This is a genomic window from Cupriavidus sp. UME77 (assembly GCF_014170355.1).
GTDB lineage: Bacteria > Pseudomonadota > Gammaproteobacteria > Burkholderiales > Burkholderiaceae > Cupriavidus > Cupriavidus basilensis.
The window spans coordinates 168306-193835 of sequence record NZ_LZZU01000065.1 but is presented as its reverse complement, the minus strand read 5'-3'; the positions used below and the strand labels follow the sequence as shown (position 1 = coordinate 193835).

Annotated in this window: 16 protein-coding genes; 15 read left to right on the top strand and 1 reads right to left on the bottom strand. The window is 69.1% G+C overall.

Features of this window, described 5'->3' with window-relative positions; all coding sequences use genetic code 11:
- Positions 1-31 precede the first annotated feature (31 nt).
- Positions 32-2008: an alkyl/aryl-sulfatase gene (locus A9975_RS26915; RefSeq protein WP_183035411.1), complete on the bottom strand. Its 1977-nt coding sequence runs from the start codon at positions 2006-2008 to the stop codon at positions 32-34.
- A gap of 100 nt (positions 2009-2108) precedes the next feature.
- On the opposite strand from A9975_RS26915, the gene A9975_RS26910 reads away from it, so the two are divergent.
- The 15 genes from A9975_RS26910 (at position 2109) to A9975_RS26840 (ending at position 25330) form a co-directional block, all read left to right on the top strand.
- Positions 2109-2999: a LysR family transcriptional regulator gene (locus tag A9975_RS26910; protein WP_183035410.1), complete on the top strand. Its 891-nt coding sequence runs from the start codon at positions 2109-2111 to the stop codon at positions 2997-2999.
- 192 nt (positions 3000-3191) lie between these two features.
- Complete coding sequence (locus A9975_RS26905) at positions 3192-7055, top strand: DUF4132 domain-containing protein (RefSeq protein ID WP_183035409.1); 3864 nt, start codon at positions 3192-3194, stop codon at positions 7053-7055.
- A gap of 72 nt (positions 7056-7127) precedes the next feature.
- A complete protein-coding gene (locus tag A9975_RS26900) occupies positions 7128-8237 on the top strand; it encodes an AAA family ATPase (protein ID WP_183035408.1) in 1110 nt (369 codons plus the stop codon).
- Between the two features lie 22 nt (positions 8238-8259).
- Positions 8260-10716, top strand: coding sequence for a DUF5682 family protein (locus A9975_RS26895; RefSeq protein ID WP_255503541.1), 2457 nt, complete (start codon positions 8260-8262; stop codon positions 10714-10716).
- Positions 10713-11873 (top strand): VWA domain-containing protein, encoded by a 1161-nt coding sequence (locus tag A9975_RS26890; RefSeq protein WP_183035407.1) that lies wholly within the window; start codon positions 10713-10715, stop codon positions 11871-11873. The genes A9975_RS26895 and A9975_RS26890 overlap by 4 nt, the downstream gene beginning before the upstream one ends.
- Positions 11870-14005 carry a hypothetical protein gene (locus tag A9975_RS26885; protein WP_183035406.1) on the top strand — a complete coding sequence of 712 codons (2136 nt, stop codon included), beginning with the start codon at positions 11870-11872 and terminating at the stop codon, positions 14003-14005. Before A9975_RS26890 ends, A9975_RS26885 begins: the two co-directional genes overlap by 4 nt.
- 230 nt (positions 14006-14235) lie before the next feature.
- Positions 14236-14712, top strand: coding sequence for a hypothetical protein (locus tag A9975_RS26880; RefSeq protein ID WP_183035405.1), 477 nt, complete (start codon positions 14236-14238; stop codon positions 14710-14712).
- 1 nt (position 14713) lies between these two features.
- Positions 14714-16435: a hypothetical protein gene (locus A9975_RS26875; RefSeq protein ID WP_183035404.1), complete on the top strand. Its 1722-nt coding sequence runs from the start codon at positions 14714-14716 to the stop codon at positions 16433-16435.
- Between the two features lie 19 nt (positions 16436-16454).
- On the top strand, positions 16455-16649 hold the full coding sequence (locus tag A9975_RS26870; RefSeq protein WP_183035403.1) for a hypothetical protein: 195 nt from the start codon (positions 16455-16457) through the stop codon (positions 16647-16649).
- 19 nt (positions 16650-16668) lie between these two features.
- Entirely contained in the window at positions 16669-17262 is a 594-nt protein-coding gene (locus A9975_RS26865) for a hypothetical protein (protein WP_183035402.1), read from the top strand.
- Positions 17263-17264: 2 nt separating this feature from the next.
- Entirely contained in the window at positions 17265-18821 is a 1557-nt protein-coding gene (locus A9975_RS26860) for an AAA family ATPase (RefSeq protein WP_183035401.1), read from the top strand.
- Between the two features lie 262 nt (positions 18822-19083).
- Complete coding sequence (locus A9975_RS26855; RefSeq protein WP_183035400.1) at positions 19084-19548, top strand: cobalt-zinc-cadmium resistance protein; 465 nt, start codon at positions 19084-19086, stop codon at positions 19546-19548.
- Between the two features lie 194 nt (positions 19549-19742).
- Positions 19743-21041 (top strand): TolC family protein, encoded by a 1299-nt coding sequence (locus tag A9975_RS26850; protein WP_370565595.1) that lies wholly within the window; start codon positions 19743-19745, stop codon positions 21039-21041.
- A 2-nt stretch (positions 21042-21043) separates the two neighbouring features.
- Positions 21044-22204 carry an efflux RND transporter periplasmic adaptor subunit gene (locus tag A9975_RS26845; protein WP_183035398.1) on the top strand — a complete coding sequence of 387 codons (1161 nt, stop codon included), beginning with the start codon at positions 21044-21046 and terminating at the stop codon, positions 22202-22204.
- Positions 22205-22210: 6 nt separating this feature from the next.
- Entirely contained in the window at positions 22211-25330 is a 3120-nt protein-coding gene (locus tag A9975_RS26840; RefSeq protein ID WP_183035397.1) for an efflux RND transporter permease subunit, read from the top strand.
- Positions 25331-25530: the final 200 nt, after the last annotated feature.

The following is a 25530-nucleotide window of genomic DNA, read 5'->3' as shown; positions in this document are numbered from 1 at the left end:
ATCCTTGCAGATGACGTGCTGCCCGTCCCCCTCAGGGCGCCGCTTGTGGCGTCACAATGCTGAAGTACCCGTCAAACGTATCCAGCATGCCGAACAGCGACGCCACCGCCTGCGGGTTGCCGTCAATGCGGATGCTGCCATCGCGGATCGCGTCCGGCAGCGTCAGTTGCTTCAGGCTGATGCGGTCGAGCGTGGCCTTGTCCAGCGTGATGGTTGCCGTGGCCTGCGCGGATTGCGTGTTGGCCAGGTAGGTCAGGGCGCTGTTGCGCAGCGTCATGGCGTAGCGCTCTTGCAGGTCGGTGAAGTTCCAGTTCAGCGTCATGGTCTTGCCGGCAGCCTTGTCCGCGTTCAGGCGCACCGCCAGGTAGTCGAAGAAGTGCGGCACGGTCAGCGCGCGCACCAGGTCGGGCGATGTCGTGCCGCTGGGCGCGCCCCGCTTGATGCCGTCGCGCAGTTCCTGCGCGCCGGTCAGGTAGGCATTGCGCCAGGTCGCGTTTTCGGTCTGGTAGCCAAGCTGCTCCAGCGCGTCGGCCTGTAGCGCGCGGGCCGCGGTGTTGGCCGGCTCGGCAAAGACCAGCTCGTTGCCGATCTGCGCCACCCAGCGGTATTCGCCGCGGGCGTAGGCTTCGCGCGCCTTGGCCAGGACAGCGTCCGCGCCGCCCATCCATTCGATCGTCTTCTTCGCGCCCTGCACCGGCGGCAGCGGGTTCAGGTGGGCCGGGTTGCCATCGTAGAACCCGAGGTAGCGCTGGTACACCGCGCGCACGTTGTGGCTGATCGAGCCGTAGTAGTCGCGCGCATACCATTTGCTGGCCAGCGGCTCGGGCAGCTTGCGCAGCGTGTCGGCAATGTCCGTGGGCGTGAGGCCATGGTTCATCAGGCGCAGCGTCTGGTCGTTCAGGTAGGCGTACATGTCGCGCTGGTCCGACAGGAACTCGTTGATGCGCGCCTTGCCCCAGGTGGGCCAGTGGTGCTGGGCGATCAGGATGTCGCTGCGCTCGCCGTAGCGGGCCAGCGCCTGGCCGATATAGAACGACCAGGCCTTGGCATCGCGCACCTGCGCGCCGCGGATGGTCAGGATGTTGTGCTGGGTGCGGGCAGCGTTCTCCGCGATGCACAGCGTGCGCAGCTGCGGGAAGTAGAGGTTCATCTCGGCCGGCGCCTCGGTGCCGGGCGTGAGCTGGAACTCGATGTCGATGCCGTCGATGCGGCGGGTGTCGATGGTCTTGGCGATGAGATCGGTGGGCGCCAGCAGCGTGATCGTGCCGCGCGAGGTGGCCTTGCCCAGGCCCGCGTCGACCTGGCCCGTCGCGCTGCGGGGCAGGGTGGTGCCGTACATATATTGCGCGCGCCGGATCATGGCGTTGCCCGCCAGCACGTTCTCGCTGATGGCCTCTTCCATGAAGCCCGCTGGCGCGATCACCGCCACCTTGCCGGCCTTCACGTCGGCTTCGTCGACGATGCCCTTGGCGCCGCCGAAATGGTCGACGTGGCTGTGCGTGTAGATCACGGCGACCACCGGCTTGCGCGGCCGGTGCGCATAGTACAGCGCCAGCGCCGCGCGCGCGGTCTCGGCGGTGATCAGCGGGTCCATCACGATGATGCCGGTGTCGCCTTCGATGATGTTCATGTTCGACAGGTCGGCCCCGCGCACCTGATAGAGGCGGTCGGTGACCTTGAACAAGCCGGCTTCATTGTTCAACTGTGCGAGCCGCCACAGGCTCGGGTTCACCGTGGCCGGTGCGGCATCGGCGCGCTCGAAGGCGTAGGCGTCGAAGTCCCATGCCACGCGGCCGTCCGCGCCGCGGATGCTGCCTTCGGGGAAGCGGGCCACCAGGCCGCGGTGCGCATCCTCGAAATCCTGCCGGTCGCCAAAGGGCAGTGCCTGCAGCCATGCCGCATTGGCTTGCGCGGTGACGGGCGAGGCAGGCGCGCTGGCCGTCTGGGCGGTGGCGGACTGGATGGCAACGAGCGCCAGGATGGCGGGGAGGGTACGGCGAAGGGGCATGGCAGGGCTCGGCGAAACGAAGAGGACGTCTATTGGAGTCCACCGCCACCTATAATTCAATTGCAAGTTTTTTATCTCAGCGATGCAAGGAGCGCATGTCTTGAACCTGAAACGGCTGGAGCACCTGATCGCGGTGGCGGAAGAGGGCTCGCTGGCGGGGGCCGCCCGCCGCGTGCACCTGAGCCAGCCCGCGCTGACCCGCAGCATCCAGGCGCTGGAGGCCGAGGCTGGCATGCCGCTGCTCGATCGCGGCCCGCGCGGCGTGGCGCTGACCGCGGCCGGGCGCATGGTGGCGGAGCGGGCACGGCGGATCCTGTTCGAGACGCGTTGCCTGGCGCGCGATCTCACGCTGGTGCAGCAGCATGAGATCGGCAGCGTGCAGATGGGGATGGGGCCGTTCCCTGCCGCCATCCTGCTGCCCGAGGTGCTGTGCGCCCTCAACCGGGACTGGCCGAAGCTGCGGGTGAAGGCCGAGGTCAACAGCGCCCCGGCGCTGCTCGCCGCCCTGCACGCGGAGACGCTGGATTTTCTGGTTGCCGAGCGCCGTACCATGCCGGCGGCGGCAGAGCTGGAAGTCCGGCGCCTGCGGCCCGAGCCATCGGGCTGGTTCGCGCGCCCGGGCCATCCCCTTGCGGGCGGGCGTGTCACGCCGGCGCAATTGCGCGAGGCTACCCTGGTGTCCGTGCCGTTGCCGGATCATGGCCACGACCAGTTGCGCAGGCTGCTCGGCTGCCGGCCGGGCGAGAGCCTGCCGTTTCAGGTGCAGAGCAATGATTTTCATGCGCTCAGGCATCTGGCGCGCCACTCCGATGTGGTGCTGCTGGCGCCTGCGCGGGCGCTCAGGGCGGAGCTGGAGAGCGGCGCGCTGGTGGCGCTCGCGCTGGCAAGCCCGGTCTCCATGGCCATGGACTTTGTCGTCGTGCACCTGGCGCAGCGCACGCTGTCGCCGGCGGCGGAAAGGGCGGTGGCAGCGGTGCTGGCTGCCGCTTGATTGGCGCGCCAGCGCCAATCAAAAGCGAACTAAATGTAACTTTGTTTGCACAAATGTACCTTTCTCTTAACATAACGGGCGGGTGCGAGGCGCAGCCAGGCGGGAAACCCGCATAGCCGCCCGCCGAACCCAGGGCGACTCCCGTTGCCCGGTGGGTTTGTCGACGATGTGAAGCCAAAGGAAAAGCAAGGTATGAGGCGTTTCGAATTCCGCAGCGACAGCTCCAGCAAATTCTGGGAAGTGGAACAAGACGAGGCGCAGCTCAACCTGCGCTGGGGCAAGATCGGCACTCATGGCCAAAGCCAGAGCAAGCCGTTTGCCGATGCCGCCAAGGCGGCTGCGGCAATGACCAAGCTGATTGCCGAAAAAACCGGCAAAGGCTATGTGGAGGCGCAGGTAGCGGCCGGCGCCAGCCTCGGGGCCACGGCGCAGCCGGCGCTGGATATCGCCCCGGCCTCGCGGCCCCGGGCGCAAGCAACGGAACCGGTTGCGCCGCCGGCCGCCGTCATCGCGCCTGCCGTGCGCGGCGACTCGCCGCCCTGGCTGGAGGGCGCCGCCGCCGTGCTGATGCCGGAATCGCTCAAGGACCTGGCCCGGCCCAGCCGGCGTCATCCCGGCGCCACGCCCGCCGAGCCGCTGGACCCGATGCGGGCCTGGCTGCGCGTGCGCGAATCCCTGCTCAAGCACCTGCAGCCGGATATCGACGCCAGCGTCGCCCATTGGCAGGCGGCCTATGCCGAGGCATGGCAGCGCGTGGAAAGCCGCCGCATGGAGGGCTCGCCCGCGTCCGACGCGGTGCTGATGACGATCCTCGTCAAGCTGTCTTCCCAGTATTACCGCGACGATGCGGAACTGGGCGCCAATGGCATGGCCTTCATGGTGGGCCGGCTCGGCCTGGAAGGCGCGGTGGATGCGTTACTGACCGCCCAGACCATGGGCACGGAGCTCGGCTGGGTGCGCGATACGCACAAGCCCCGCCTGAGCCTGAACGACAACGTCGACAGCGCGCACGGCACCGGCTACGAGGGCATCCACAGCGATGCCGAGTGGGCGCTACGCGCCCTGCTGGCGCGCGCCGAGCCTGCGCAGTGGCAAGCCTGTGCGGACAAGATCCGCGCGGCCCTGCCGCTGCTGCCGCCGTCGCGCCAGCCGGTCATGGCCATGTTGCTGCCCGACCTGCCCGAGCTTAGCAACGAGACCGCGCAGCGCCTGCAAGGGCCACAGGCGCCGGCGTCGCTGCACTGGCTGCAGATGACCGTGACCGATCCTGCGGCGCTTGCGCTCGCGCAGCGGCAGAAGGTGGAGGGCTGGGGCAGCAATTTCTGGGGCGTGGAGACCATGGTGGCCACCGTGCTGCGCGAGCGCGGCGCCGACGCGTTACCGATCCTGGCGCCAGGCGCGGCCATCGGAGCGGCTGGCGAAGGCCTGGCGGCCATCGGCCTGCCTGACGCCGTTGCCGCGCTGGCGCGGGTGGCGACCAACGGCAAGCCCGCCATGGCCCGCTTCCAGCAGGCTACCGCCCGCTGGCCGTTGGCGGCGCTTGGGGCCTTGCCCGGCCTGGCGCTTGCCGGTGGCAAGGATGCCAGCCTGTACACGGCCAGCCTGGCCGCGCTGCTGCAGGCGCATCCCGCCGAGGCCGAGCGCGTGCTGCCGTGGCTGAGCCCGGCCGAAGTTGATCTGGTGAGGCAACTGCAGGCCAGGCTGGCGCAGCCTGCCGAGGCGGCCGCCGTTGAGGACCTGCCCACGGTGCTGGCCGATCCGCCCTGGCTTGGCAAGAAGCGCGTTGCCGCCGCCGGCCCGCTTGCGCTCGCGCCGCTGGATCTTCCCGCGGTCGAGCGCTGGGCCGAGGGCAAGCGCGAGGAATGGGTGTCGATGAGCGACTGGCAGGTGCGTCGCTACGACCATGTCAAGGCGCGCGATGTGCAACTGCTGGCGAGCGACCTGGGGTTCGGCGACGCACTCGGCAAACAATCCGGCCTGCTCGAACAGGCCATGCTGGCGATTCGCCAGCGCGATGTGCAGGCGCTGTTCGCCGCCTGGCAGGCCTTGCGCAAGCTCACCAACTGGTGCTCGCTCGACGCCATGATGGCGGCCTTGCTGCCCGAGGAACTGGCGCTGCCGCTGTTCAATATGGTGGCCGCGGAGAGCGCAACCCACAACGACAACTATATGGCAGCCAGGTTCGGCCTGCGGGTACTGCCCGGCGTGCTGGGCACGGTGCGCCGCGCGCCCACCGAGGGGCTGCCGCTGGCGATGCCGTTTGGCGCGGTCGAGCTGGCGGTGCCGGCGGCGCGCGCGCTGGCCAGGCTCAAGTCGCTGCGCGAAGTGGGCCGTGCCTGGCTGCTGCGCCATCCGGAGCATGCCGTCGCCGGCCTGATCCCGGCCGCGGTGGGCCGCATTGGCGAGGCGCGCGACAACGCCGCTACGGCGCTGCGCATGCTGGCCGGCGAGGGGCACGAGGCGCTGGTGATGGACGTGGCGCAGCGCTTCGCCCAGCGCGACGCGGACCTTGCCATCGTGGCCGCCGTGCGCGGGGTGCTGGATGAAGATCCGCTGCAGCGCTTCCCGGCCAAGCTGCCCAAGCTGCCCGTGTTCTACCAGCCCGCCAGCTTCCACCGCCCCGTGCTCGCCACCGGCAAGGGGGCCGGTAAACCGCTGCCGGATTCAGCCTTGCAGCACCTGGGCACCATGCTGGCATTTCCCGCGGGGGAAGGGCGCTATCCCGGCCTGGACATGGTCAAGGCGGCCTGCACGCCCGAGTCGCTGGCGGACTTTGCCTGGGACAATTTCGCGGCGTGGCTGCTGGTCAATGCGCCTGCCAAGGAGAGCTGGGCGCTGAGCGCGCTGGGCGTGCTCGGCAACGATGACACGGCGCGCCGGCTCACCCCGTATATCCGCGCCTGGCCCGGCGAGGCCGCGCATGCGCGCGCCGTGGCCGGGCTGGATGTGCTCGCCCTGATCGGCAGCGACGTGGCGCTGATGCACCTCAACGGCATTGCGCAGAAGGTCAAGTTCAAGGGCTTGCAGGACCGCGCCCGCGAGAAGATCGACGAAGTGGCCGAGGCGCGCGGGCTCTCGCTCGAAGAGCTCGAAGACCGCCTCGCGCCCGACCTTGGGCTGGACGCGCACGGCACGTTGCTGCTGGATTTCGGGCCGCGCCGGTTCCGTGTGGGCTTCGACGAAGCCCTCAAGCCCTTCGTGCGCGACACCGACGGCGCACGCCTGGCCGACCTGCCCAAGCCCAAGAAAACCGACGACGCCGCGTTGTCCAAGGAAGCGGTGGAGCGCTTCAAGGCGCTCAAGAAAGACGCCCGCACCATCGCCAGCCAGCAGGTGCTGCGCCTGGAGCTGGCCATGTGCGCGCGCCGGCGCTGGAGCGCCGCGGTGTTCGAGCCCCTCCTCGCGCAGCATCCGCTGGTGCGCCACCTGGTGCAGCGGCTGGCATGGGGCGTGTACCGCGTGGCGCACGGCAGCGACAGCGGCGGCGAGCTGCTGGCGTGCTTTCGCGTGGCCGAGGACGGCAGCTACACCACGGCCGATGATGATGCCTACGCGCTGCCGCAAGGCGAGGATATCCGCGTGGGCATTCCCCACGCGCTGGAATTGCCCGCCGAAGATGCCGCCGCCTTCGGCCAGCTGTTCGCCGACTACGAACTGCTGCAGCCCTTTGCGCAGATCGGCCGCGACACCTACGCGCTGACCGAGGCCGAGCGGCAGGCCATTGACCTGGATCGCTGGAAGGGCGTGGTCATCCCGACCGGCAAGCTGTTCGGCCTGGCCAACCGCGGCTGGCGGCGCGGCGCGGCGCAGGACGGCGGCGGCATCTGGTACTACACCAAGCAGGTCGAGGGCGGACGGGCGATCGAGCTGACGTTCGATCCCGGCATGATCGTGGGCATGCCCGACGAAAATCCGGAGCAGACCTTGCAAAGCCTGCAGTTCGGCGTGGATGCGCACGGCTGGGGCATCGCCCGCAACGGCGGCAAGAAGTTCGCCGGGCTCGACCCGATCGCCGCCAGCGAACTGATCCGCGACATGGAGAGCCTGCGCGCATGAACGCCTGGGTCCATGCATCCCTTATTCTGCGGCGCCTGATGGCGCCGCTGACCGCACCAATGGAAAGCCACCATGGTTGACAAGACAAGCCCCACGCTCCAGCGCCCGCCCGCCGAACTGCTCTACGCGGACGAACTGGCGCGCCTGGCCGCCACCGACGATGCGCCGCGCCCGCCAGGCTGGGCGCTGTCGCTGACCGCCGCGCGCCGCTTTATCCTGGGCGATGCCGGCAGCGATATCGCCGCCAAGCTGGTGGCCCCGGCGGCCATGATCGAGCGGGCGCTGGTCACGCTGGCCACCGGGCGCGGGCTCATGCTGGTGGGCGAGCCCGGCACCGCCAAGTCGCTGCTCTCGGAGTTGCTGGCGGCGGCCGTCAGCGGCACCTCCACGCTGACCATCCAGGGTGGGGCCTCGGTCACCGAAGACCAGATCAAGTACGGCTGGAACTACGCGTTGCTGATCAACGAGGGCCCGAGCCAGCGCGCGCTGGTGCCTGCGCCGCTGTATCTCGGCATGCAGCAGGGCCGCATCGTGCGTTTCGAGGAAATCACCCGCACGCCGCTGGAGGTGCAGGACTGCCTGCTGGCCATGCTGTCGGACCGCGTGATGGCGGTGCCGGAGCTCGAAGGCGCCGCCGGCATGCTGTACGCGCGAGAAGGCTTCAACATCATCGCCACCGCCAACACGCGCGACCGCGGCGTCAACGAGATGAGCGCGGCGCTCAAGCGCCGCTTCGATTTCGAGACGGTGTTCCCGATCCTGGATTTCCAGCGCGAGCTGGAACTGGTGGAGCAGGCCTCGGCACGCTTGCTGGCGCGCAGCGGCATTCCCCGGCGCGTGCCGGAGCCGGTGCTGGAGTTGCTGGTCACCACCTTCCGCGACTTGCGCGGGCAGGGCACGCAGCCGCGCCGCAACGCGGATGAGGGCGGCGCCGAGCGCATGAGCGCCGTCATGTCCACCGCCGAGGCCGTGAACGTGGCGCACGCGGTGGGCGTGCGCGCCTGGTTCCTGGAGCAACGCGATGGCAGCCCGGCTGACCTGGTCGACTGCATCGGCGGCACCGTGGTCAAGGACAACGCCGACGACCGCGCCAAGCTGCGCCGCTACTTCGAACAAAAGGTCTCGCGCCGTGCCGGATCGCACTGGCAGGCCTATTTCGCCGCGCGCGACCGCCTGCCTTGATGCGCCACGCAGCCCCAGGCCGATGACAGCGCCGACCCCCATGCCGCACACCGAGCCGCATGTGATCGGCGTGCGCCACCACAGCCCCGCCTGCGCGCGCCTGGTGGCCGAGCGCATCGACACGCTGCGCCCGCGCTTCGTCTTGATCGAAGGGCCGGCGGATTTCAACGCGCGGCTGGCGGAGCTGCACCTGCCGCACCGCTTGCCGGTGGCGATTTTCAGCTACTTGTCGGGCCCTGGCGCGCAGCGCGGCTCGTGGACGCCGTTTTGCGAATACTCGCCGGAATGGGTGGCGCTGCAGGGCGCCGGGCGCATCGGCGCGCAGGCCCGCTTTATCGACCTGCCGGCCTGGCACGATGCATTGTCCGGGCGCGCCAACCGCTACGCCGACGCTGACGACGAGCATCACGCCGAGCGCGCCGCCGGCTACGAGGCCGCGCTGTGCACCGCGCTGTGCATCGACGGCCGCGACGCGTTGTGGGAGCACTTGTTCGAGCGCGAGATGCCGCTGCCGGCGCTGGCCGCAGCGCTGGATACGCACTTCGGCCAGTTGCGCGGCGACGATCCCGGCTCCCCCGCCAATGCCGAGCGCGAGGCCATGATGGCGCGCTGGATCGCATGGGCCATGGGCCAGGCGCAGGGTGCGCCGGTGCTGGTCGTTTGCGGCGGCTATCACGCGCCCGCACTGCGCGCGCTATGGCGCGGGCATGCCGAGGCGGCTGGCAGCGAGCCCCCTGCCGTGCCGCAGCCAGAGGTAGCCGCCGACGTTGAGGACGGCGCAGCGCCCGTGCGCAGCGGCAGCTACCTCGTGCCCTACACCAGCAAGCGGCTCGACGCCTTCGCTGGCTATGCCTCTGGCATGCCGTCGCCGATGTACCAGTCCTGGGTGTGGCAGCACGGCAGCGCCGAAGCCGGCAAGCTGGCCCTCGCCCGCACCATGCACCGCCTGCGCGAGAAGAAGCTTCCCGCCTCCACCGCCGATCTCAAGGCCTTGCACGCGCATGCCCACGGCCTGGCGATGCTGCGCGGCCATGGCCAGCCCTTGCGCTGCGACTGGCTCGACGCCAGCGCCGCCACCCTGATCAAGGACGCCCTCGACGCGCCGCTGCCGTGGAGCTATCGCGGCCCGCTGCTGCGCGGCACCGATCCCGTGCTGGTCGAACTCATGGACGTGCTGGCCGGCGACCAGGTTGGCGTGTTGGCGGCCGGCACGCCGCAGCCGCCGCTGGTCGATGCCGTCGACGCCGAGCTGGCCGCGCACGGTATCGTGCTGCAGCCGGGCCGTGTGCTGCCGCTCAAGCTGGACTTGTTGCAGACCGCCGACCGAGAGCGCAGCCGCAGCCTGCACCGGCTGCGCATCCTGGCGTTGCCGGGGATCCAGCGCGAGCGGGGCCCGTCGCTGGCGCTGTCCGGCGAGCGCGAGGAGCACTGGCGGCTGCTTGGCTCGCTGGAGCAGCGCGCCGCGCTGATCGAGGCCGGCGCCTATGGCGCCACGTTGCACGACGCCGCGCGCGCCCGGCTGGAAGAAGCGCTGCGCTGCGCGGCGGGCAAGCTGGCAGCGCTGGCTGCGCTGCTTAACGATGCCGCATTCGCCGGGCTGCCGGAAGCCGGCGCCGCCTCGCTCGCCGAACTGGGCCGGGCGGTGGGCGCGGCCTCCCGCTTCGAGGCGCTGGGCGAGGCGCTGGGGCTGCTCCATGCCTTGCTGCGCCATGGCCAGGTACTCGGCATGGCCGGCGCGCCGGTGTTGCACACGGTGGTGGTGGCCGCGGTCGAGCGCGCCCTGTGGCTGCTCGACTTGCCAGGCCAGCTAGCCAGCGCCGATCAGCAGGCACACCTGCTGACCTTCCGTGCGGTACGCGATGTGGTGCGCGACGTGCGCAATGGCGCGTTTGGCGATGGACAGCCGCTGCCTGCGCTCGATGCGCAGCGCGCCCTGGCTGTGTGGCGCCGCAAGGCGCGCGACCCGCAGGCGGCGGCTGCCAGCCGTGGCGCGGCGCTGGGTGCGCTGGCGAGCCTGGACGAACCGGCCGCGCCGCAAGACGGCGGCAGCTGCGACAGCATCGCGGGCGCGCTGCGCCTGCTGGCGGGCTTGCCGCCGGCCGGCATCGGCGATGCGCTGGCCGGCCTGCTGGCACTGGCGCGCGATGTCTTGACCGATGCCGACGGGTTTGCCAGCGGGCTCGACGGCCTGTTGCAGCAGCTCGATGACGAGGCCTTCGTGCAGGCGCTGCCCGCCATGCGCATGGCCTTTGCCTGGCTGCCGCCGGCGGAGCGCGGCGCGCTGGCGCGCCAGGTGCTGGCTCTGCGTGGCGGCGAAGCCTATGGCGAGCGCTCGCTCACCGCGCCGCTGGGCGCGCATGATCCCGTGGACATTGCCGCCGCGCGCTTGCTGGAGGCCGCCGTGACGGCGCGCCTGCGTTACTGGGGCGTGCCCGTTGGCGCGGCCCCCGATCCCAACCCGAAGCCCACCGCGCCATGAGCCTGCACCTGCCTGATCCCTTGCAACGCTGGCGCCTGCTGTTGGGCGAAGCCGCGCAGCCCGCGCTGGGCGAGCTCGATGCCGATGCCGCTGCGGCCGACGCCGCCCTCGACTGGCTCTATGGCCGCGACCCCGAGCGCGCGCGGCGCGGCGAGCGCACCGGCAGCGGCGGCGCCTCGCAACTGAACACGCCGGACTGGATCAACGAGATCCACCGCCTCTTTCCGCGTGAAGTGATCGAGCGGCTGGAGCGGGACGCCGTGGAGCGCTACGGCATCGACGAAGTGGTCACCAACCTCGAAGTGCTGGAGCGCATCGAGCCGTCCGAAGCGCTGCTGCGCGCGGTGCTCCACACCAAGCACCTGATGAACCCCGAGGTGCTGGCCGCCGCGCGCAAGCTGGTGGCCGAGGTGGTCCGGCGCATCATGGAAAAGCTCGCCACCGAAGTGCGCCAGGCTTTCTCCGGCACACGCGACCGGCGCAGACGCTCGCGCGTGCGCATCGCCCGCAACTTCGATTTTCGCCGCACCTTGCGCGAGAATCTGCATCGCTGGGACCCGCAGCGCGGCAAGCTGTTCGTGGAGGCGCCGGCATTTTTCAGCCGCGTGCGCAGCCATGCGCAATCGTGGGACATCATCCTGCTGGTGGACCAAAGCGGCTCGATGGTGGACTCGGTGATCCATGCCGCGGTGATGGCCGCCTGCCTGTGGCAATTGCCGGGCATGCGCACGCGGCTGGTGGCGTTCGATACCGCGGTGGTGGACCTCACCGCCGACGTGGCCGATCCGGTTGAGTTGCTGATGCGCGTGCAACTTGGCGGTGGCACCGATATCGCGCGGGCCGTGGCCTACGCCCAGGCGCAGATCGGCACGCCGACACGCAGCATCGTGGTGCTGGTCAGCGATTTCTACGAGGGCGGCAGCGACTATGAACTGGTCCGCCGCGTCAAGACGCTGGTCGGCGCCGGCGTGACCGTGCTCGGCCTGGCCGCGCTGGATGCGCGCGCCGAGCCCGTCTACAACCGCGAACTGGCGGCCCGCCTGGTGCGCGAAGGCGCCCACGTGGCCGCAATGACGCCCGGCGAGCTGGCCGCCTGGCTGGCCGAGAAAGTCTCCGGCAAGGCCGGCGGGCAAGTGCCCGGAAGGCTGGTCGCATGAGGGCAGACCGCGCCGATCTCCTGGAGCTGACGCCCGAAGCGCTGGTGGCGCTGGCCAACGCCGGTTTCGTCAAGCGTGCGCAGAAGGAAATGGCCGAGGGCAAGGCGCCCGAGCTTGCGCAAGATGCCGATGGCACCTTGCACGCCGCGTACGCCGACGGCACCCGCACCAGCCTTGCCGCAGGCCGCGCGCTGCGCGATGCGGTCTGTAGCTGCATTGCCTCGGGCCTCTGCCGTCACCGCATCCTGCTGGTGCTGGCTTACCAGCAGGCCTGCCGGGAAGTGGCCAGCGTGGAAGAGGGCAGTGGCCAAACACCCGTCACCACGCCCGAAGGGCTAGCCGGCGGCCCATGGTCCCCGGCCGATTTCGACGACGCCGCGTTGCAAGCCGCGTTGCACCCGGCCACACTGCGCCAGGCCGCCGAGCTGGCACGCGCGCGGCCGGTGGTGCGACTGGCTGGCTGGCGCGTGGACGCGCCGGTGCCCACCGCGCACCTGCCGATGTGCACGGTGCGGTTTTTCTCGCGCCACAGCCTTGGCCACGCGCGCTGCGATTGCCAGGAGGGCAGCAGTTGCGCCCACGTGGCGCTGGCGGCCTGGGCCTTTCGCGCTGCGGCCGGGCGCCATCGTGGCCAGGTCGATGCCACCGTGGAGATCGCGCCGCCCGAGCCGGACGCCGCCGATGCCGATACACGCCAGGCCGATGCCCAAGCGCTGCGTGCCCTTGCCGCCGCGGCCGATGCACTGGCGCGGCAACTGTGGGCGGAAGGCACGGCCCAGGCGCCGCTGGCGCTCGCCCCGCGCCTGGGTCTGATGCGCAGCCTGGCCGCCGATTTCGGCGCGGCCTGGGTCAGCGCCGACGTCGACGCGCTGGCGGCGCAGCTCGATGACCAGCACAACCGCAGTGCCCGCTATGACCCGCGCCGCCTGCTGGATGCGCTGGCGTGCCTGCAAGGCCGGCTGGCCGCCGCGCTATCGGCCTCTGGCCCCGGCACCGCCAGCATTGCCGGACAGGCCGGCGGGCAGCCCGGGGCGCTGCTGCCGGCACGCCAGATCCTCGGCCTTGGCGTCAAGGGCGAAGTCGCGCTCGACCACCTCAAGCTGGTTTCGCTGGGCGCCGTCATGTGGGACGACGCCGACCATCCCGATGCGGCCTGCGGGGTCTCCATCGCCTTCGCGGACCCTGACACCATGGGCGTCGTCGCGCTCGAGCGTAGCTGGCCCAGGTCGGAGGGCGCCGCGCCGCCTGTGCCGCTGGTGCAGCGGCGCGTGGCGGGCAAGCCGATAGGCCGGCTGGCCGCCAGCCAGGTGGTCACGCGCGCGGCGCGCCGCCGCGCCAACGGCTTGCTGGAGATCGGCAGCGCCGCGCGCCAGACCAATGTGCTGCCGCTCTCCGCCCAAGCCTGGAACGACCTGCGGCCGCCGCTGGCCTTTGCCACGGTGGCGGCATTGCGCCAGCATCTCACGCAAGCCGCGCCCGCCTGCCTGCTGCCGCGCCAGGCCATCGGGCGTTTGCACGTGCTGGACGTGTTGGCCGTGGAGCAATGGGGCTGGGACGCCGCTGCGCAGACCTTGCTCGCCAGCCTGCTCGACACCGATGGCCAGCGCTGCCTGCTGCGCTGCCGCCACGGCAGCGGCGCGCCCGGCGCCGTCGACGCGCTAGCTAGCGTGCTGCGCATCGCCGAGGCGGGAGGCGATGCCATCCAGCGCGTGGCGGGCACGGTGCGCGTGATTGGCGGCACCCTGGAGATGGAGCCGCTGGCCCTGATGACCCAGGCCCGCGCCGTGGTGCTGGCGACCGAGCCCGCCAGCCCCGGCGCCATGCCGGCCGGCGTCGCTGCCGCACCGGTGCCGCATGCTGCCCTGGCCGGCGCCGCGCTGGCGCTGCTGGCGCAGTGGCTGCGCCAGGGCTTGCGCAACCAGCGTCCGGCCGCGCTGGAGCGCGCGCGCGAACTTGCCGCGGCGTTGTCGCGCGCCGGACTGGCGGAGACGGCGCTGCGCATCGAGGCGGCGCTGGAGGGCTTTGGCGGCGGGCCGGATGAGAACACCGCCTCACGCTGGTGGGAACTGGTCCTGTGGCTGGCGGAGATCGAGAGTGCGGCGTTGCGCCCCCCGGTGGCAGCGCCAGCATAGCGGGCCCGGCAGCCCGCACCCAACCACGGAGGGGTGTTGCCGCTTCCATTGGCTGCCGATATCGATGCAGTCTGCCATTGGGCGTGACATCGGGGCGGCGGTGGGAATCCAGGCCGCTGACCTGAGGCGGTTCAATTGACGGCGATATGCCTGATAGTTAACATGTGGCCGATTGTTTTTGTTGATTGCTCAAGCTGGGGCCACACCTGGCGAGGCGCATCGGGGCGTCCATGGTACGTAAGCTGTTGGTTCAGGGAGCAGGTCCAGATCTGGGCCTGCTGGTGAAGTCGCGACCACAATCCACGATTGCGTTGTCCGCGGAGCAACTGCAAGCCCGCTTGCGCAAGAAACGCTCGGCCTCCTATATGGAGGCGATCCAGCGGCTGGATGCCGGCGCTCACGTGCACGACCGCGGCGCCGTAGACGCGCTGGTGGCGGCGATCTGCGAAGAGCTTCCTGATATCACCATCGACCAGCAGCCGGTCGGCATTGTCGCCAGATGCCATCTGGGCCCGCCCTATGAGGTCCACACGCTGGACCGGCAGGGCAACATCATCCAGCACTACAAGACCTTCGAATCCTTGCCGCCGTTGCTGGCAAAAGGCCGGGCGCTGGCCGTGCACGCGCAATATGCATTCGTAGAAATCTACACGGACAAAGTTATCGCGGTGACTGCCGCCGGTGACACCTCTATCGTCAAGGGATGACATGAGTACTGCGGAACGCATTATCCAGGTCGCGGACCTGACCTATATCACCAAGAGCCTGCACAGCCTCAACAAGGACATCGAAACGGTCTCCAGCCAGGTGTCCGATGTCGGGAACGTGTTGACCAACACCCGCTCGGAACTCAAGCGCCTGGAAGACGCCTTCCTGCGCTTTGTCGCCGCGGACCTGAAAGCCAAGGAGCTGTCGCTGGCGGAAACGCGCCAGGTCAAGATCCGGCAGGAACTCGAAACCACCTACGGCTACTACGCGGAAGTCCGCCGCCAGGCCACCGGGATCCTGCAGGCAGCGGACGTCAACGTGGTCCGCAACGAGACCATCAAGGCCGCGACCGAAAGCCTGATGCTGTCGGCGCCGCGCTATTGGCTGGCGCCCGCGCTGGTGGCGCTGGCCGCCTGGCTGAGCGACCATGCGGAGCTGGCCCGGCGCGCGCTGGCCGAAGCCATCCGGCGCGATGACGAGAAGACCTCGCTGTTCTTCGCGCTGGTCAGCCGGCGTGCCGGCCGCGGCGAGGCTTGCCGTACCTGGCTTGATCGCTTCTTTGGCATGCAGGACCCGACCAGCCTCGACCGGCAGAGCGTCATCCTGGTCGATGCCGTGGCCAGCGGCATCTTTGGTGGCGAGATCCGCTTGCAGTGCACGCGCCGCATCGAGTCGTGGATCGATGAGCTGAGCGAGCAAGCCGGCTTCGTCGAGACGCAGCGCCGCCAGTGGACCGACGGGCTGCTGACCAAGATGCCCACGCCCGACCGCTCGGACAAGTACAGCCACCTCTCACGCTTCAGCCCGACGTGGCCGCGCCTGAACGAGTCGATGAACCAGGCCGCCACCCATGAGGTGGTCCTCAAGCACTTCCAGGGCATCTTCGACGGCGCGCTGCCCAGCGCCAAGAGCATTGGCGCGGCGGTGGACGGCCTGCTCGACACGCTGGTGAGCCAGTTCGACGACGAGGAACTACCGCTGCGCCGGGACGACCGGCTCAACCAGCTCATCATCAACGAATCCGGCGACCGGCAGGCCGCCGAGCGCCGTCAGGCGCTGGAGAATGCCGCGCTCGACGAGCGCGTGAGCTTTACGCAACTGCTCACCAACGCCGCCATGAACCCCGAGCTGAGCAAGGCAACGCGTGCCACGCAGCGCTATGCCATTGCCCTGTCGCGCGCCTGGATCCGCGATGCGCACGATGACCTGAGCGCCACGTTCCGCAATGCCGTGCCGGCCGAAGCCGAAGTGGCCATCGAAGGCTGGGCGGGCAAGACCCGCGGTGGCGAGAACGAGCGCGAGCTGTTGGCGAGCCTGGGCACGCACCTGGACGCTGAGCGCGATGCCACGCTGGCCAAGCTCAAGCTGGGCGTGGGCCATTGGGTGGCAGGCGTGGTCGGCGTGATGGCGTTGCTGATGGCCATCAAGGGCGGCATGGTCCCGGCCCTCGTTGGCATCGCGGCCATCGGCTGGGTCGTGGTCGCCCGCAGCAAGATCGCCAAGGCGAAGGAACTCGTGATCCAGGAAGCCAAGAAGAAGAAAGCGCAGTGCGAGCAGGCCCTCAAGGCAACGCTGGCCGAGCTGGTCGAATGGCGCCGGGAGCTGGCCGCCCGCGACGCGGTTGCCGCGCAGGTGACGCAACTGCTCGACGCCATCTCGCCGGAGCAGTACACGCTCAGCACCCACGAAAGCACGCGCCGCGTTATCGCCGCCGCGGCCTGATGCCCAAAAAGGAACAGACATGACCCGACAGATCCTGGCCGCCGCTACCGGCGACGCGGCCCAAGCTGATGCCGTCGCTGCAACGCCCGGCCCCGCTGCAGCCACCGAGCCGGTGCAGGCTGCGCTAGTGGCGCCGCTCAACGAAGCGCTGGCTGGCGCGTTCCCAGCCTGGGACCTGCTGCCCGCCGCGCCGTTCGTGCGCCGGGTGCGGTGAGCGACGGCGCCGCCGCAGCATGACACCTCCGCATACCTACGCCGAATGGTCTGCGTGCATCGATGCCTTTGCTCGCGGCGGCAGTGACGAGGAGGTCATCGCCGCGATGCGCGCTGGCGTGCTGAGCTGGACCGGCGGCGTTGCACCGCTGTTCGCGCAACGCATCAGTGAAGTGTTCAGCCTGCGCCTGCAGCGCATTGCCGACGAGATGACGCGCGCCCTGCGTCATGGAAGCACCGGCAGCGACCACGTGGTGCTGTCGCGCACGCTGCTGGATGCCCGGCGTAAGCTGTGGGTGCTCAACCGCGTGGCGCAACTGCCGTCCTTGCCGGGCGAGCTGGCCGGCAGCCTGCAGGAACAGCTGCGCAAGTACGCAGCGCAGGCCCAGCAATCGCTGGAAGACAGCGCGCGTAGCGAGCGCAGCGGGCTGCTTGCCAGCATCATCCGCAACAACTCGCTGCTGCGATTCGACGCCGAGCCGATTCCCGCGAGTTCGGGGAGTGTCGCGAATCCCACGAACGCGGCAGCCACATCCGGCGGCGGCGTTGCACAGCCTGCCGCGAGCACGCCTGCGGGCGGCCCTGCGCCGCGCCGCAGAAACATCCTGGCCTAGACATGAGCGATACCAAAGAATTCAAGAGCACCCTGACCCGTTACCTCAAGGCACGGGTGCCCTTTATCTCCATCCGCAGCGCGGAACGCGCCCGCGTGCTCGACATCGTCCGCGAGATCGCGCAAGGGCTGAACAATGCCCCGGTCTACGTGCATACGCTCTCGCAAGGCACCAAGGAACTGGTCAGCGGCAGGTCGGCCAATGAAGACCGATCGGTGATCGGCGCGCTGGATTTTGCCAGCCAGCAGATCGGCCAGCGGCAGAGCCTCACCTTCGTGCTTACCGAGGTCTCGGACACCGAGGACGACACGCCCTTTGCCCGCCAGTTGCTGGACGCCGTGATGCTGGCGGCCGAGAACGGCGGCGCGGTTGCTGTCATCACCACCAAGCCGGTTTGGGGGCAACTGCAGCGCCTGGGCATGTCCCTGGTGCTGTCGCCGCCGACCGAGGACGAAATGCTCGACATCATCCACGAGCAGATCGGCGCCTATCGTGCCGACTACGTGATTGAATGGGACGACGCCGACGAGCGCGAGGCTGCCGCCATCCTTACCGGCGTCTCACGCATCGAGGCAGAGAACATCATCGCCACGCTGCTGGCCAATGGCCGGATCGTCAAGGCCGACCTGGCCGAGCTCACCCATGCCAAGGACCGCATCTTTGCCGATATCTCCGGCATAGAACGCGTGCAGGTGCGTGGCTCCGAGTTGAACGTCGGCGGCCTTGGCGGGCTGAAAGGGTGGCTGGACAAGGAGCGCCCGCTGCTCACCGCTGACCTGCGCGAGCGCGGCATTCGCCCGCCGCGCGGCGTGCTGCTGGTCGGCGTGCCGGGCTGCGGCAAATCGCTGTCGGCCAAGGCCATCGCCCATAACTGGAAGATGCCGCTGTACCGGCTGGACCTTTCCACCATCCACGGCCAGTACCTCGGCCAGAGCGAAGGCCGGCTCAAGGAAGCACTGAGCACTGCCGACCACGTGTCGCCGTGCGTGCTGTGGATCGACGAAATCGAAAAAGGCCTGGCCGGCGCCACGCAGGGCGCCGGCGATGGCGGCACCTCGACGCGGCTGGTCGGCCAGTTCCTCTACTGGCTGCAGGAGGCGCGTTCGCGGGTGTTTGTGGTGGCCACGGCCAACGATGTGTCGCGGCTGCCGCCCGAGTTGCTGCGCAGAGGGCGCTTTGATGAGCTGTTCTTCGTGGATCTCCCGACTGCCGAGGAGCGTAGGGAGATCATTGGCATCTATGTGCAGCGCGGCCTGAAGCGAGAGATTCCTGCGGCGCTGATGGCTGAACTGGTGGAGGCCTCGGAAGGCTTCGCCGGTTCGGACCTGGAATCGGCCGTGCGCGAGGTAGTGAAAGAGGCTTACCTGAACGGTGATGGCGCCGTCTCGGATGACCTCTTCCGCCGCAGTTTCCAGAACCTGGTGCCGTTGTCCAAGACCAGCCCCGAGCAGATCGAATCCATCAGGGCTTGGGGCAGGGAGCGGGCCGTGCCGGCGTCGGGGCTACCGATCGGCGGGGCGGCGAGCCAGACGCGGTCGCGGCGCGTGGTGCTGGCCTGATTCTGCGCCATCCCTTGCGGCAGCCACGCCGGGATGTAGATGGGCTTCAACGCGGTGAGGCCGGCCTGGGCGCCGTGCCCTTGGAGCCGTTCCAGCCCGGCCTGCGCACAAGTAACTTTTGTCGCGCTTGACCGGAACGCACCGGCCCTTTGGCGGTCTATGACTTACATCCGCGTTACAATGCTGTGGTGCACCATCGGCGCCGGGTGGCTGATTTATCACCATCCGCGCCGGTCTGGCCCTTGTCGTTCTACCCCGATTCATGCGATCCCTGCTGCTCCTGATCACCGTTTTGTGCTTGTCTGCGCTGTCCTTCGGGGCAGCGGCGAACACGCACGCCGGTATGCCGGGGCCTGCATTTGATCCCGCATTTGATCCCGCTCGCGCTGAACTTCTGATTGCCGAACCGGCGTTCTCCCGCACCCTCGATGAGCTGGACGGCGGTGCCGGCCTGGAGCGCGTCGTGGCGCCGGGCGACGATGGCCTGGCGGGCGAAGCGATGGCGGCAGCGGCGGAGGAGGACGATCCTCCCGGCTACTGCGAGATCTGGTCTGCCGACCTGCTCGATCCCCTCGACATGCTCGACGAGATCGAGGAATCCAGCGCGCTCTTCGCGCTGCCCACCGTGCGTGTTTCGTTGCCCCCCAACGAGATCGCGCAACAGCTGCCCGCACGCCCGGATCCTTTGCCCGCGGCGTTCTTCAAGCCCCCCATCTCGCTGATCTGACAGCCTTGGCAACCCCGGCGCGCTCCTTGCGCGCCCGGGCTGCGTTCCTATTGCCTGGGCGCCTTGGCCCGATCGCATCCGCGATCGCTGGCTGACCGTTTGCGCGCGCTTTTTTGCGCGCGCCGGCGGCGGGCGCGCAGCCGTTTCGCCTGCCCCCATTTGTCATGCAGATCAAACAGATCACTATGTTTTCCATGGTGGCGTTGCTGTCGCTCGGAGCCTTGCCGGCTCTCGCGGCGGAAACGTTCACCTTGCCGCAACTGCTGTCCCTTTCGCAGTCCACCAACAAAGGCGTGGAGGCGGCGCAGGCGGGTGTGGATGCCGCCAGCGCCGCCGTGACCAGCGCGCGTGCCTATCCCAATCCGCAGGTCGAAGTGATGTACGGCCGCCTGTCGCCGCGCACTGCCGGTGTGACCGGTGGCGCCGCGCCGACCATGGCCATCACCCAGAAGCTGGACTATCCGCAGCAGCGCAAGCTGCGCGCCGAGATCGCCGGGCGCAGCCTGGAGGCCACCGAAGCTGGCCGCCAGGCGTTCCGCGCGGACCTGGCGGCGCGGGTCAAGACGTCGTACTTCGATGTGCTGCGGCGCGAGATGGAGCTGGCCGCGGCCAAGGAAGACCTGGCCATGATGCGGCAGATCCAGGACCGCGCCCGCCTGCGGGTGGAGGTGGGCGAAGCGCCACGCTATGAGCTGATCAAGGCCGAGACCGAGCTGCTGAGCGCGCAGAAGACGCTGCAGAGTGCCCAGTTGCGCGTCAACCAGGCCAAGGCGGCGCTGCGCCAGCAAGTGGGCGGCGCCATGCCGGCGGCCTATTCGCTGTCCGGCAGCCTGAGCCAGCCCCCCGCGCTGCCGGCCCTGCCGATGCTGCGCGACACCTTGACCGGCGCCAACGCCGAGCTGACCCAGCGCCGCCTGGAAGCGGACCGCGCCAACCTGGCCGTGGACTACCAGCGCTCGCTGCGCCTGCCCGAGCTGGCGGTGCGCGCCAGCGCCGAGCGCCAGCCGGACAACACGGTCTCGCAGGTTGGCTTGGTCCTCACCATCCCGCTGTGGGACCGCCGCAGCGGCCCGGTAGGCGAGGCGAGCGCGCAGGCGATCCAGGCCCGCACCGCGCTGGAGGCCCGCGAGTTCGAGCTGACGCAGGAGCTGGAATCGGCTTACCGCCAGTACGAGATCACGCAGTCGCAGGTAAGCGCGCTGGAGGGCGGCATCGTGCGCCAGGCCGAGTCCGCGCTGGCGGTGGCCGAGTCGGCCTATCGCTTCGGCGAGCGCGGCATCCTGGACTACCTCGATGCGCAGCGCGTGCTGCGCGGCGCGCGCAGCGACCTGATCGCCGCGCAGTTCGAGCTGCAGGCCGCCACCATCCAGATCGAGAAGCTGCTGTCGAGCGTGCCCGGGCAGACCGCGGCACCCACGGCCCCGGCCGCACTGTCGGCACCTTCCGCTCCGTCCGTACCCACGGCTCCCCCCGCATCTACGGAAACCAAATAAGCATGCGCCCCCATTTTCTTCTTTCCCTGACGGCAACCGCCGCCCTGCTGTTTTCCCTGGCTGGCTGCTCCGACGAACCCGCTCCCGCCGCCGAGCCGCCCAAGCAGCCGCCCGGCGTGGTCAAGCCGGAAGAGACGCTGCAGAAGACCCTGAAGGTGGCCGCGGTGGCTGCCAGCCCGTTCAGCGAAGTGCTGCGCGTGTCCGGACGCATCGATTTCGACGAGCAGCGCGTGGCGCGCATTGGCGCCAGCGTGACCGGCCGCGTGACGGATCTCTACGGCATCCTCGGCCAGGAGGTCAAGGCGGGCCAGGTGCTCGCCCGCTTGCATAGCAGCGAGCTGGGCGCGGCCCAGATGGCGTTCCTCAAGGCCGAGGCGCAGACCGAGCTGCAGGCCCGCAACGCCGAGCGCGCACGCCAGCTGTTCGCCGCCGACGTAATCGGCCGCGGCGAGCTGCAACGCCGCGAGAGCGAGCTGGCCATTTCCTCGGCCGAGATGCGCGCCTATCGCGACCAGCTGCGCGTGCTTGGCATGTCGGCCGCCGCGGTGGCGCAACTGGCCAAGAGCGGCAGCATCGATTCCTACTCGCCGGTGTTCTCCAGCATCAGCGGCACCGTGGTGGAGCGCAACGTCGCGCAAGGCCAGGTGGTGCAGCCGGCCGATGCGCTCTACACCGTGGCCGACCTGTCGCGCGTGTGGGTGGTGGCGGAAGTGCCCGAGCAGCAGGCCGCGCTGGTGGCCGAAGGCCAGAGCGTGGACATCGAGGTGCCGTCCCTTGGCAACGGCGCGGGCCAGAAGCAGATCACCGGCAAGCTCATCTACGTGGGCCGCACCGTGAATCCGCAAACGCGCACCGTGCTGGTCCGCACCGAGCTGGATAACCGCGAAGGGCGCCTGAAGCCGGCCATGCTGGCCAGCATGCTGATTGCCAGCGCGGCGTCCGAGCAACTGGTGATCCCGGAATCCGCCATCGTGCGCGACGGCAACGACGAACTGGTTTATGTGGAGCAGGCCGGTGGCCTGTACCGCCAGGTCAAGGTCAAGCTGGGCGCCGAGAGCGACGGCATGCGCGTGGTGCAAAGCGGGGTGAAGGCGGGCGACCGCATCGTGGTGGATGGTGCCTTCCACCTCGATAACGAGCGCAAGCGCCTGGAACAGGGGTAATCGATCATGCTGAAATCCCTTGTGGAAGCCGCCATCAAACAGCGGCTGGTGGTTTGCGTGCTGGCGGTGGTGCTGTTCTTCTTCGGCCTGCGCGCGGCAACCAAACTGTCGGTGGATGCCTTCCCCGACGTCACCAACGTGCAGGTGCAGATCGCCACCGAAGCCACCGGGCGCTCGCCGGAGGAAGTGGAGCGCTTTGTCACGGTGCCGGTGGAAATGGCCATGACCGGGCTGCCAGGCCTGGAAGAAATGCGTTCGCTCAACAAGGCGGGCCTGTCGCTGATCACGCTGGTGTTTACCGATGCGACGGACGTCTACTTTGCGCGGCAACTGGTGATGGAGCGCCTGATCGAGGTGGCCGGCCGCATGCCCGAGGGCGTGACGCCGGTGCTCGGCCCGGTCTCCACCGGGCTGGGCGAGGTCTACCAGTACACGCTGGACCGCGCCGACGACGGCAACCGCGCGCTCACGACCGAGGAACTCTCCGAGCGCCGCATCGCGCAGGACTGGGTGGTGCGCCCGCTGTTGCGCTCCATCCCGGGCGTAGCGGAAATCAACTCGCAGGGCGGCTTTGTCCGGCAATACCAGGTGCTGGTCAACCCGGACCGCATGCGGCACTACCAGGTCACGCTGCAGCAGGTCTACCAGTCGCTCGCGCGCAATAACGCCAACTCCGGCGGCGGCGTGCTGCCGCACTACGCCGAGCAGTACCTGATCCGCGGCGTGGGCCTGGCCCGTGGCGTGGAGGATATCGGCAGCATTGTGCTCAAGGAGGTCGCGGGCACGCCAGTCTATGTGCGGGATGTGGCCAACGTGACCATCGGCCACGAGGTACGGCAGGGCGCGCTGGTCAAGAACGGCGAGACCGAGTCGGTCGGCGGCATCGTGATGATGATGCGCGGCGGCAACGCCAAGGAAGTGGTGAGCCGCGTCAAGGCCCGCGTGGCCGAGATCAACGAGCGCGGCATGCTGCCGGGCAAGCTGCAGATCGTGCCGTACTACGACCGCAGCGAGCTGGTGGACTCGGCGCTGTGGACGGTCACCAAGGTGCTGCTCGAAGGCGTGGTGCTGGTGGTGATCGTGCTGTTCCTGTTCCTGGGGGATGTGCGCTCGTCCGTCATCGTGCTGGCCACGCTGGTGCTGACACCGCTGATGACCTTCATGGTGATGAACCAGGTGGGCTTGTCGGCCAACCTGATGTCGCTGGGGGGGCTGGCCATCGCCATCGGCCTGATGGTCGATGGCTCCGTGGTGGTGGTGGAGAACGCGTTCGAGCGGCTCGGCCACCGCGACAAGAGCGGCATGAGCAAGACCGAGATCCTGGTCACGGCGGTGCAGGAAGTGGCCACGCCCGTGATTGTCGGCGTGGGCATCATCATCCTGGTGTTCCTGCCGCTGATGACGCTGACCGGCATGGAAGGCAAGATGTTCGCGCCGCTGGCGTTCACCATCTCGATTGCGCTGGCGATCTCGCTGTTCCTGTCGCTGACGCTCTCGCCGGTGTTGTCGTCCTATCTGCTCAAGGGCGGTGCGGAGCACGATACCTGGCTGATCGCCTTCATGAAACGCCATTACCTGCGCATGCTGCACTGGGCGCTGAACAATAGCCGCAAGACCGTGATTGGCGCGGTGGTGGCGTTCATGGCCACCGTGGCCATCGTGCCGCTGCTGGGAACCTCCTTTATCCCCGAGATGAAGGAGGGCTCGATCGTGCCGGCGCTGGACCGCGTGCCCAACATCTCGCTGGAGGAATCGGTCAAGCTGGAGATGGAAGCCAACAAGCTGGTGCTGTCGGTACCCGGCGTGAAGTCGGTGGTGTCCGGCGTGGGCCGCGGCGAAAGCCCGGCCGACCCGCAGGGCCAGAACGAATCGACGCCGATTGCCAGCCTGAAGGACCGCGACGAGTGGCCCGACGGCTGGACCCAGGACGATATCGCCAACGCCATCCGCGAGAAGCTCAAGGCCATCCCCGGCGTGCAGATCGTGATGGCGCAGCCGATCTCCGACCGCGTCGACGAGATGGTCAGCGGCGTGCGCTCGGACGTGGCGGTGAAGGTGTTCGGCGACGACCTCGACAAGCTGCGCGAGCTGGCTGGCGAGATCGCGCGGGTTGCCGGCGGCATCCAGGGCTCGCAGGACATCCGCATCGAGCGGATCTCCGGGCAGCAGTACCTGTCGATCGAGATCGATCGACAGGCCATCGCGCGCTATGGGCTCAATGCCTCCGACATCCACGACATCATCGAGATCGCCATCGGCGGCAAGCGCGCCACGGACATCTTCGAGGGCGAGCGCCGCTTCGCCGCGGCAGTGCGCCTGCCCGAGGAGTTCCGCGACAACGTGCAGGCCATCCGCCAGCTGCTGGTGGCCACGCCCAACGGCGCCCAGGTGCCGCTGCAAAGCGTGGCCAGGATCGAGGTCACCGACGGCCCCGCGCAGATCAGCCGCGAAATGGCCAAGCGCCGCGTGGTGGTGATGATCAACGTGAAGGACCGCGACCTCGGCGGCTTTGTCGCCGAACTGCAGCAGGCCGCGGATGCCAAGGTCAAGCTGCCGGAAGGCTACTACCTGGAGTGGGGCGGCCAGTTCCAGAACATGGAACGCGCCATGGGCCACCTGAAGATCATCGTGCCGGTGACCATCGCCGCGATCTTCTTCCTGCTGTTCCTGCTGTTCAACTCTGTGCGCTTTGCCACGCTGATCATCACCGTGCTGCCGTTTGCCTCCATCGGCGGCATCATCGGCCTGTTCGTCACCGGCGAGTACCTGTCGGTGCCGGCCTCCGTGGGCTTTATCGCCCTGTGGGGCATGGCGGTGCTCAACGGCGTGGTGCTGGTGTCGTACATCCGCACGTTGCGTGACTCCGGCTTGTCGCTGGACCAGGCCGTGATCCAGGGCGCGACCCAGCGATTCCGCCCGGTGATGATGACAGCCACCATCGCCATGCTGGGGCTGGTGCCTTTCCTGTTCTCCACCGGCCCGGGCTCCGAAGTGCAGCGCCCGCTGGCGGTGGTGGTGATCGGCGGGCTGATCACCTCGACCCTGCTGACGCTGGTGATGGTGCCGACGTTGTATCGCTGGTTCGATAATCGCAAGCCGGACCCGATGAAGGACGTGCCGGTGTAATTGCCTGTGTAGCGCAGAGACATCGTCCAGTCAGGCAACGCCCCACGCGGTCCCGGTGGGGCGTTTTTCTTTGGGGCAAGCCGCCGCACTAACGCATGACCGCATCCATTCGATATCATGTGCCCTGCAGCGGGCCGGCGCGCACGCTACGGCATGGCGGCCGCACCGTGGTGACGGGGCGGCGATGCGCAGCGCGCCGA

Coding starts and splice junctions, on each gene's coding strand:
- A9975_RS26845 (WP_183035398.1), top strand. CDS start 21,044: ATGCGCCCCCATTTTCTTCTTTCCCTGACGGCAACCGCCGCCCTGCTG.
- A9975_RS26870 (WP_183035403.1), top strand. CDS start 16,455: ATGACCCGACAGATCCTGGCCGCCGCTACCGGCGACGCGGCCCAAGCT.
- A9975_RS26885 (WP_183035406.1), top strand. CDS start 11,870: ATGAGGGCAGACCGCGCCGATCTCCTGGAGCTGACGCCCGAAGCGCTG.
- A9975_RS26890 (WP_183035407.1), top strand. CDS start 10,713: ATGAGCCTGCACCTGCCTGATCCCTTGCAACGCTGGCGCCTGCTGTTG.
- A9975_RS26875 (WP_183035404.1), top strand. CDS start 14,714: ATGAGTACTGCGGAACGCATTATCCAGGTCGCGGACCTGACCTATATC.
- A9975_RS26905 (WP_183035409.1), top strand. CDS start 3,192: ATGAGGCGTTTCGAATTCCGCAGCGACAGCTCCAGCAAATTCTGGGAA.
- A9975_RS26855 (WP_183035400.1), top strand. CDS start 19,084: ATGCGATCCCTGCTGCTCCTGATCACCGTTTTGTGCTTGTCTGCGCTG.
- A9975_RS26840 (WP_183035397.1), top strand. CDS start 22,211: ATGCTGAAATCCCTTGTGGAAGCCGCCATCAAACAGCGGCTGGTGGTT.
- A9975_RS26865 (WP_183035402.1), top strand. CDS start 16,669: ATGACACCTCCGCATACCTACGCCGAATGGTCTGCGTGCATCGATGCC.
- A9975_RS26850 (WP_370565595.1), top strand. CDS start 19,743: ATGGTGGCGTTGCTGTCGCTCGGAGCCTTGCCGGCTCTCGCGGCGGAA.
- A9975_RS26880 (WP_183035405.1), top strand. CDS start 14,236: ATGGTACGTAAGCTGTTGGTTCAGGGAGCAGGTCCAGATCTGGGCCTG.
- A9975_RS26900 (WP_183035408.1), top strand. CDS start 7,128: ATGGTTGACAAGACAAGCCCCACGCTCCAGCGCCCGCCCGCCGAACTG.
- A9975_RS26895 (WP_255503541.1), top strand. CDS start 8,260: ATGACAGCGCCGACCCCCATGCCGCACACCGAGCCGCATGTGATCGGC.
- A9975_RS26915 (WP_183035411.1), bottom strand. CDS start 2,008: ATGCCCCTTCGCCGTACCCTCCCCGCCATCCTGGCGCTCGTTGCCATC.
- A9975_RS26860 (WP_183035401.1), top strand. CDS start 17,265: ATGAGCGATACCAAAGAATTCAAGAGCACCCTGACCCGTTACCTCAAG.